7 protein-coding genes are annotated in these 9,436 nt (G+C 41.5%); 5 read left to right on the forward strand and 2 right to left on the reverse strand.

All coding sequences use genetic code 11. From position 1 onward, the window contains the following. The 4 genes from JWQ85_RS16305 to JWQ85_RS16320 all read left to right on the forward strand — a co-directional run. Positions 1–902: glycosyltransferase (locus tag JWQ85_RS16305; protein WP_299469865.1), on the forward strand; the 902-nt coding region annotated here is incomplete at its 5' end. A 197-nt stretch (positions 903–1,099) separates the two neighbouring features. Further along, positions 1,100–2,314 carry an acyltransferase family protein gene (locus JWQ85_RS16310; protein ID WP_299469867.1) on the forward strand — a complete coding sequence of 405 codons (1,215 nt, stop codon included), beginning with the start codon at positions 1,100–1,102 and terminating at the stop codon, positions 2,312–2,314. A gap of 163 nt (positions 2,315–2,477) precedes the next feature. After that, entirely contained in the window at positions 2,478–3,506 is a 1,029-nt protein-coding gene (locus tag JWQ85_RS16315; protein ID WP_299469869.1) for a sensor histidine kinase, read from the forward strand. After that, complete coding sequence (locus JWQ85_RS16320; RefSeq protein ID WP_299469871.1) at positions 3,503–4,192, forward strand: LytTR family DNA-binding domain-containing protein; 690 nt, start codon at positions 3,503–3,505, stop codon at positions 4,190–4,192. The genes JWQ85_RS16315 and JWQ85_RS16320 overlap by 4 nt, the downstream gene beginning before the upstream one ends. Here the strand turns inward: JWQ85_RS16320 and JWQ85_RS16325 are convergent. Together JWQ85_RS16325 and JWQ85_RS16330 are read right to left on the reverse strand one after the other, a co-directional pair. Further along, the gene (locus JWQ85_RS16325) at positions 4,160–4,744 is read right to left on the reverse strand and encodes an N-acetyltransferase (RefSeq protein ID WP_299469873.1); all 585 of its coding nucleotides are present in this window, start codon (positions 4,742–4,744) and stop codon (positions 4,160–4,162) included. The genes JWQ85_RS16320 and JWQ85_RS16325 overlap by 33 nt on opposite strands. Positions 4,745–4,748: 4 nt before the next feature. Next, positions 4,749–5,648, reverse strand: a complete 900-nt coding sequence (locus JWQ85_RS16330; protein ID WP_299469874.1) for an AraC family transcriptional regulator — start codon at positions 5,646–5,648, stop codon at positions 4,749–4,751. A 369-nt stretch (positions 5,649–6,017) separates the two neighbouring features. Between JWQ85_RS16330 and JWQ85_RS16335 the strand changes: the two genes are divergently transcribed. Then, the gene (locus tag JWQ85_RS16335) at positions 6,018–9,266 is read left to right on the forward strand and encodes a TonB-dependent receptor (RefSeq protein ID WP_299469876.1); all 3,249 of its coding nucleotides are present in this window, start codon (positions 6,018–6,020) and stop codon (positions 9,264–9,266) included. The last annotated feature ends 170 nt before the right edge of the window (positions 9,267–9,436 follow it).

Genomic DNA, 9,436 nt, shown 5'->3' on the forward strand with positions numbered 1-9,436 from the left:
TTTTGGGTAACATGTATTTCCTGTCTACATGGGTTGCCGTTGTATTAGGGAAACTTAAAGGCCGTAAAATTATAATGTGGACACACGGCTATATAAAAGAAGAAAAAAACGCTAAGGGGTTTATCCGTTCTTTATTTTATAGGTTGGCCGATGATCTGTTAGTTTACGGGCAAATGGCTAAAGATATTTTAATATCCAGGGGCTTTGATGCCAGTAAAATAAAAGTAGTTTATAATTCTTTAGACTACCATTATCAGTTATGCATACGTAATAATAGCCCGGTTGATAAATTAATTGATTTTAAAAACGTGGGTATACCCGCGTTTGGGTTTATTGGCAGGTTAACCAAACAAAAAAAACTAAATATATTAATAGAATCGCTAAACCTGCTGCATGCAAAAGGACACCTATGCAATTTGTTAATAATTGGTGATGGTGATGCTTTAACAGGGCTGCAAGCATTGGTAAATAAATATAACCTTAACGATTATGTATGTTTTTATGGATCGTGTTATGATGAGGCCACAATATATAGTCTGTTTAAACAGATACGGTTAATTGTATCGCCGGGCGAGGTTGGGTTAACCGGGATACATGCTATGACTTATGGTATACCGGTTTTAACACACGATAGATTTGATAGGCAAATGCCCGAGTTTGAATGCATTAAACCGGGTGTTACAGGTGACTTTTTTGATTATAATAACCCCATAGAAAGCCTGACAGATTTACTGCAGGTTTGGTTTAAAAAAACAAACTTTGACGAAATAAAAGAGAAATGTTATCAAGTTATTGATGATCACTATAACCCTTATAACCAAATGCATATCATAAACTCGGTAGTAACAAAAGTGTACGCAGTCCTTATGCCGCTAACGCTTCTGAATTTTGATTTTAATTAATTATCTCATTACAGCCCATGAATAGACACACCGGTTGGTGCAGATGTGTATTTATACCTACCCTGGCACTGTTGCAATTGCTTCCTTGCCTTTGTTTTCTGTCTCTGTAATACCATTCGTCAAAGCTTGCCCGCCGTTGGTCAAACAAATTTCCCGACCATGCAGGCATTCCATTCTTTTGAATAAAAACAAAGGAAATGGAAACTACTCAACGACAAACATACCTGGATTGGTTAAGGATAATATCCATTGCAGGGGTACTTATTTTTCATTCGGGCATGCCTTATGCCGCCAATGAATGGTGGCACATTCGCAACCACGATACCAGCGCGTTAATGTCGCAATCAAACTATTTTATGCACCTGGTGCGCATGCCGTTACTGTTTTTTATAAGCGGCACGGTAAGCTATTATATGATGCAGCGCCGCAGCGCCCTAAGCTTTATTAAGCTGCGTTTTACAAGGTTGTTTATCCCGCTGCTGGTGGGTATGTTCATTATTGTTCCGCCGCAAATTTATATGGAACGCGTTAGCCAGGGTTTTACCGGCAACTACTGGGATTTTTATAAAACCACATTTACCACAGGGGCATACCCTAAAGGTAACCTTAGCTGGCACCACCTGTGGTTTATAGCCTATTTGTTTGTTTACGACCTGGTTTTCGCGCCGGTGTTTATGTGGTTGATATCTGACAAAAGCCGCGGCTTTAAACGCGCCTTAAATGGCCTTAGCAAAGGTAAATGGGTATATGTACTGGCTGTCCCATCTATAGTGTGGTACGCCTGCCTGAGCTGGGCTTTGCCCCAAACCAGTAACCTGATACACGATTATTGCTTTATTGTTTACTGGCTGTTGTTTTTACTGGCAGGCTTTATTTGCATCCTGCAGCCAAGCCTTATGGAGAGCCTGCAACGCAACCGCCGGTTTGCTATAACTATTGGCTTTATTAGCATACTGGCTGTAAATTATCTGTGGCTAAACCCACCGCCAAATGACGGGGACTGGAGCGCGCTGCGTGGGTACTCGTTCCGTGCTTTATCGGCCATAGTTGGCTGGAGCTGGGTTTTAGGTTTGGTAGGTTATGGTAAACAATACTTAAACCGTTTTCACCCGGCATTGAACTATTTAAACCAAGCGGTTTATCCGTTTTATATCCTGCATCAAACAGTAATTGTTATTTTAGCCTATTACATTGTGCGCACTACAGATACTGTGCTAATGAAATATATTTATACCATAGGGGTTACGCTGTTTATCACCATGGGTATTTATCATTTATTGGTAAAGCCATATCCGGTAATGCGGTTTTTGTTTGGGATGAAGGGATTGGAAAAGAAGGCCGGAAAGATACCAGTGGTTAGTGAATTAGAGATTAAGAAAGATATTAAAGAAGAAGTGGGCGTGCTGGTGTAGTTAACTCACCCCGACTACGCTGCGCTGGTCCACCCTCTTTGCGAAGCAAAATAGCCTCACCTAAATCCTCTCCAAAGGAGAGGACTTTAAAAGTATTGCCCCCTCTCCAAAGGAGGGGGTTGGGGTGAGGCTATACACAAGGTGAGGCTAAATGAAATAACAAATGAAGCAATTGCTTAAAAATATCTTCCCGGGATTATATGGCCTGCTCAATTATTTTACCATAAGGCTGCTGCATGATCTTGCTGTAGATTCACAGTTCTGGAAAAGAGACTGGGCATTAAATGTCCTTGAAATGAGCTGTAGCATATTGGCGGGCTATATATCGGTAAATTTATTTAGACGACTCTTCAGATATTATGACCGGCACCAGGCATCGCAATTAAAGTATCAAAGCGTAGCGAAAGAGCTGTTAATCCTCGTTTTTGTTAACCTGCTCTCGGTATGTATAATACTCCTGCCGATGGCTGCATTGACCGACGACGGACTTTCCTGGGTAGATGTAGCAGATCTGACTACGATCCCTACCCTGTATGCCATCATTTATTATGGTATAGCGCGCAGTAGTACATGGTTTAGCGCATACGTAGCCAACCAAATACTGATCGAAAAATTAACTAACGATCACCTGGAAACCGAGCTTAAGTTTTTAAAGGCGCAGTATCACCCCCATTTTTTGTTTAACGCGCTTAATACCATTTATTTTCAGGTGGATGATGATGTGCCCGGGGCTAAGCAGAGTATCGAACTTTTATCTGAACTGCTGCGTTATCAACTGTACGACAGGCAGCACCAGGTAACCATTAAGCAGGAACTGGATTATCTGCAAAACTATATGCTGCTGCAAAAGGTGCGGGCAAGTAAAAAGATGATCTTAAATGTTGATTTTGATAAGGCATTAAATGAACAGCAAATATATCCCTTACTGTTTTTGCCCCTTGTAGAAAATGCTTTTAAATACGTAGGCGGGAAGTATGGTATTGATATCACAGCAAGCCAAACACCCGACGGTGTATTGTTTACGGTAAAAAATGACCTGCCCGAACTAACCCAGCCCAACCCCGATGGCAGTGGCATAGGTATCGAAAACCTTAACCGCAGGCTGGAATTGCTTTACCCCAACCGCCACCAATTAATTTTAAATAAGCAAGCAGACCATTTTATTGCCGAACTTGAATTGAAACTGATATGAACAAACCCATCAGCTGCATAATAACCGACGACGAACCTTACGCCCGTAAGGGCCTGCAGGCTTACGTTGAGAAGGCCAACTTCCTGGAGTTAAAGGGCATGTGCGAAGATGCTATGGAGCTTGGTGAAATGTTAAAACAGCAGCCGGTAGACCTGTTATTTTTAGATATACAGATGCCGCATATTAGTGGGGTGGAGTTTCTGCGGCAGTTGGCTAACCCGCCCAAGGTTATATTCACCACCGCGTTTAAAGAGTATGCCATTGATGGGTTTGAACTGGATGTGCTGGATTATATATTGAAGCCGATCTCGCACGAACGGTTTATGAAGGCCGCTTACAAGGCAAAGGACTATTTTGACCTGAAAGGTAATACCAACCCACCTAATTACCTGTTTGTAAAAGCTGATGGTAGGTTGGAAAAGATAGTTTTTGAAGAGGTGTTGTTCCTGGAAGGGATGGAGAACTATGTGATCATCCATACCGCCGGTAAAAAGGTGATAACCCATAGCACCTTAAAATCACTGATGGAAAAATTACCTAAACAAGCCTTCCTGCAAACACACAAATCATATATTATAGCCCTTAACAAAATTAGCGCTGTTGAAGGGAATATGCTTCATGTAGGTGATAAGCAGGTGCCTATAAGCAGGCAGTTAAGGGAGCAGGTTTTGGCGCGGATTATTTAGCACCGGGTACTGCAAATGATAATGAAAGCCACCCAATAATTCTTTTTCGCCTTTTACCTCGAAGCCTAAAGCGGTATACAGTTTTTTGGCTTTATCATTGCCCTTGCTTACCAATAGCCCCACTGTTTGGTGGCCAAACTTGGCAGCCCGTTCAAATAATGCTTTAATCAATTTTTTGGCTATGCCTTTTCCCTGGTGTTGCGGGCTTACACTTAAGCAATCAATATAAAATTCACCGCTTTGGGTCTCGTCCTCGGGTTGGCCGGTAAAGCCAAGTTGCGACCGGGTATAATCAAGAAAGGGTTTTCTTAATTTGTCCAGCTCTGCACCATCATAAGCGATGATCATTCCGCACACTTCAGCTTGTTCATCCCAAACCAGAATATTCTCGTAGCTGTATTGGTTGCCTGTTTCAGATACGAAACGCTCAAACAAGGAGAGGGTCTTTGCCTCATCGGTACTGTTTGCAAATTTACCGGCAAGGTTACCCATTGCCAATACAATTAAGTGGGAGATGGCCGGGGCATCGGTAAGGCGGGCGGGGCGTATCATCAGACTATTTTTTATGTGATTTTTTATATTTTGATGGCGATACACCTGTAATTAGCCTGAATAACCTGGAGAAATAAAACTGATCCTCAAAACCAAGTTCGGTGCAAATTTCTTTAATATTCCTATCAGAAAAATACAGGTACTGACAGGATTTTTGAATTTTGAGCTGATTAAAATAGTTAATAGGTGACGAGCCGGTTTTATGCTTAAACGACCTGGAGTAGTGAGATACAGACAGGTTTTGCTGCTTTGATAGCTCATCAATCGTCAAGTTTTTATGAATGTTCTTTTTCATAAACAATATTGAATTGCTTATCGCGTCGGTATTGTAAATAGCAGGGTTAGTCTCTTTGTAATATATAAGGGACGATATGAAATGCAGCAGGTTAAAGTTCATCACCTCCATTTCTTTTTCGTTAAAGCTGTGTTCCAATATTGAATAGATCTGCTCAAATAACTTGATCCGGTTTTCATCGTAAGGTATTTGCTGTATTATGGGTACGCCATCCTGCAAATAACGTTCATAAACCTTGTCAGATATATCGCCGGTAAAATGCACCCAATAAATGCTCCATGGGTTATTAATATCACTATTGTAACTATGCGGGGTATATTTAGGGATAATGTAATAAGTATTCGGTATCAGATCGTGGGTAGTGCCGTTTAAATAGATTTTACCGCAGCCCTCCACACAGTATAACAGTATAAACTCGTTGCTGCCTGTTTTTCTTTCGCGGCCATGGTTGGCCGCATTGGGGTAATGCCCTATCGCCGTCAAATAAAAATTCTTTATCAAAGGGTTGATAATTATTTTGCGTTTTATGTTAGGGGGCAATACAATCATCCGCTGGCCAATAAAGCCTTCTTTTACCCACAGTTTTTGCCCGTTTACTTTATTATCCATTAAAAAATTTATTAAAGATCATTTGGTTTGAAAAAGGCCTGGCATGTGCTATTTACAGCATGCCTATACTAACTTACACACAAAGATTCTGATTATTTTAAAAAGGCAAGATAATCCATTCTTTTGCAATATTAATCCATTCCTTTCGGTGTGTTTTCAATCTAAGTTTACCCTACCAATTTATAGAACCAATTAATTTAAAATGAAAAGATCTGAACCCTTACACCCGGTTTGTGCTGTGCATGAACTGCCGTACAATTTGTGCCTATACAAAATCTCCGTATTAAGATCAGGGTAATTAGCTTAAACAGTTTCGGGCAAATGATATTGCCATGTGCTTGGTTAAAAACTAATTATTAAACAAAAAATATGAAGAAAATTTACAAATTCAATAAATCCGTTTGGGTATTGAAAGTATTGTTGTGTTGGCTATTTGTTACGGCAGGTAACAATGCTTTTTCGCAAACGGCACCCAAAATAACTATTACCGGTATTGTTGCCGATACATTAAATATTAAGCTGCCGGGGGTAAACATAACGGTGGACGGTAATAATAAGATTGGTACCGTTACAGATGTAAACGGCCGGTTTATTCTTGATGTGCCGGAAGGCGCTACCGTCAGGTTTTCGTTTGTAGGGTTTAAATCACAGGCAGTTATTGTAACCCAACAAAACAAGCTGTTTACAATAACCCTGAAAGATGAAAGCCGGTCAATGGATGAGGTTGTGGTTACCGCCTTTGGAAGAAAAGAGCGCAAGGAAGCTGTTGTAGGCTCGGTAACCAGTGTTCGCCCTGCCGACCTAAAGATCCCCGCCAGTAATTTAACCAACGCGTTAATAGGGCAAATTGCCGGTGTTACTGGTTTCCAAACAAGCGGGCAGCCGGGGCAGGATAATGCAAAGTTTTTTATCCGCGGTGTAACAACCTTTGGCTACAAAAGAGACCCGCTCATATTAATTGATAACGTTGAGCTTTCAACCTCAGACCTGGCAAGGCTGCAGGTAGATGATATAGCAAGCTTTTCGATATTAAAAGATGCCAGTGCCACAGCATTATACGGGGCCAGGGGTGCAAACGGTGTTATACTGGTAAGTACCAAAGAGGGTAAAGAGGGAAAAACCAAGATAAGTTTCCGCTCGGAGTATTCTACGTCAGAATCAAACCACACGCTTGACCTTGCCGACCCTATAACTTACATGAACTTGTATAATGAAGCAACGCTAACCCGTAACCCAAAGCTGCCGTTGCCTTTCCCGCAAAGTAAAATCATTAATACACTGGCTGCTATAAACGGCGAGCCAGGAAGTAACGAGTATGTGTACCCGGCGGTAGACTGGCTTAAACTATTGTTCAAGAAAAGGGCTACAACCCAGCGCAATAATTTAAATATTAGCGGTGGTAACGCGGTTACCAAGTATTACGTGGCAGGTTCATATAATATAGATAACGGGGTGCTGAACCAGGATATCCGCAATAACAATGATAACAATGTTAAATTCAGGAATTATCAGTTGCGTACCAATGTAAATATAAACCTCACCAAATCAACCGAATTGATTGTAAGGTTATCCGGGAATTTTAGCGAGTATAACGGCCCCATTACAATAGACGGTTCTTTTGCATCTGATTTGTACAATGTGGCGCTACATACCAGCCCGGTTTTATTTCCGGCATATTTCCCTGCCGATGCGGCTAATGCCAATACACAACATATATTGTTTGGTAATGCAGGCATAGCTTCGGGTTCATCTACAAACAATATACAATACAATAATCCATATGCGGCTCTATTAAGGGGGCATAAAAACTCATCCGAGTCGAGGATGTCGGCCCAGTTTGAGGTGAACCAAAACTTTGGTTTTATTACCGAGGGGCTAAAATTCAGAGGATTGTTTAACACCAACAGGTATTCTTACTTTGATTCGCAGCTGGCATATTCTCCATTCTATTATAATGCCAGCTCGTATAATAAAGAAACCAACCAGTACACGTTAGAGTGGCTTAACCCACAGCCTACCGGTAATAATGTGGCGCAGGAGTATCTTACCTATTCAAAGAACGAGCCTAATGCAAATACATTTTTATATCTGCAGGGCGCTTTAGATTATGCCAAGCAATTTGGAAACAACAGTATCAGCGCTACTTTGATTGGTACTTCCCAACAAACTATCTATTCGAGCGCTAAAGACCCTAAGTTGAATATGGTTACGCTGCAATACTCGCTGCCATACCGTAATTTAGGATTGGCAGGAAGGTTAACCTATTCTTACAAAAGCCGCTACTATATAGAGGGTAACTTTGGCTATAATGGCTCCGAGCGTTTTTCAGCTGATCATAGGTATGGCTTTTTTCCAACTATTGGTGCATCGTGGGTGATATCCAACGAGACGTTTTGGGCGCCGGGCATTATCGATCGCTTAAAAATAAGGGCCAGCCACGGTTTGGTTGGTAACGATGCCATTGGCCAGCAAAGGTTCTTCTATCAATCGGATGTTAAGTTTAACGAGGGTAACAACTACGCCCAGTTTGGTATCAATAACCAGTACGAACGTAAAGGCTTATACATAAATAACTATGCTAACCCCGATGTAACCTGGGAAACATCAAGGCAAACCAATTTGGCCCTTGAAGTCACCTTATTTAAAAACCTAAACATTATTGCCGAAATATATAAAAACCACCGTTACGATATTTTACAGGAAAGGATCAATATCCCTTCAAGCGAGGGTTTGGAAGTTAAACCAAGCGCTAACCTGGGGATAGTAGATTCAAAGGGGCTTGATCTTTCGATGGATTATAAGCAAACTTTCAGCAATGGTTTATGGGCGCAGTTACGATCTAACTTTACCTACACCACCAATAAATACAATTATATAGAGGAGCCCGATTATAAAGAACAGTGGCGCCACTTTATAGGCCAGCCGGTAAACCGTGGCTACGGCTACATTGCCGAAAGGTTATTTGTAGATGATAAAGAAGCGCAAAACTCCCCAACACAGATCTTTGGGAACGGTGCACGGCCACAAGGTGGTGACATTAAATACCGCGATTTAAACGCTGACGGAAAAATCGACTTTTTAGACCAGGCTTTTATTGGCTACCCAACCGTGCCAGAGGTGGTTTATGGTTTTGGTTTTTCTACCGGCTACAAAGGGTTTGATGTTTCTGCCTTTTTCCAGGGGCAGGCAAGGGTTTCGTTCTTTGTTGACCCAACACGGGTAAGCCCTTTTATACCCAGCCCGGATGCATACGTGTATGGCAATACCCAGGTATTAAAGGAATTCGCGGATAATCACTGGTCCGAAGAAAACCAAAACCTGTATGCCTTATATCCACGCTTAGGCACAAATACAACGGTAATAGCAAATAACCTGCAGCCCAGCACCTGGTGGTTACGCGATGGCAGCTACCTGCGCCTAAAATCGGTAGAAATAGGTTACACCCTGCCGCTGCGCATTTCAAAATCATTGAAGCTAACCAACTGCAGGATCTATTTTAACGGCCTTAATTTACTCACCTGGAGCCCTTTCAAAATGTGGGACCCGGAGTTGGGCGGCAATGGTTTTGCCTATCCAATTCAAAAGGTGTTTAATGTTGGCCTTAACGTGAGTTTGTAATAATACCAGATAATAAAAAGATGATGAGAATATTATATAGATCAATTTGCTTAGCCGTACTGTGTATGTTAAGCATATCTTGTAAAAAATACCTCGATGTAACCCCTGATAATGTAGGCACAATTGATTATGCTTTCAGGAACCGCAACGAGGCCGAAAATTTTCTGTTC

The organism is Mucilaginibacter sp., assembly GCF_028288105.1.
Taxonomy (GTDB): domain Bacteria; phylum Bacteroidota; class Bacteroidia; order Sphingobacteriales; family Sphingobacteriaceae; genus Mucilaginibacter.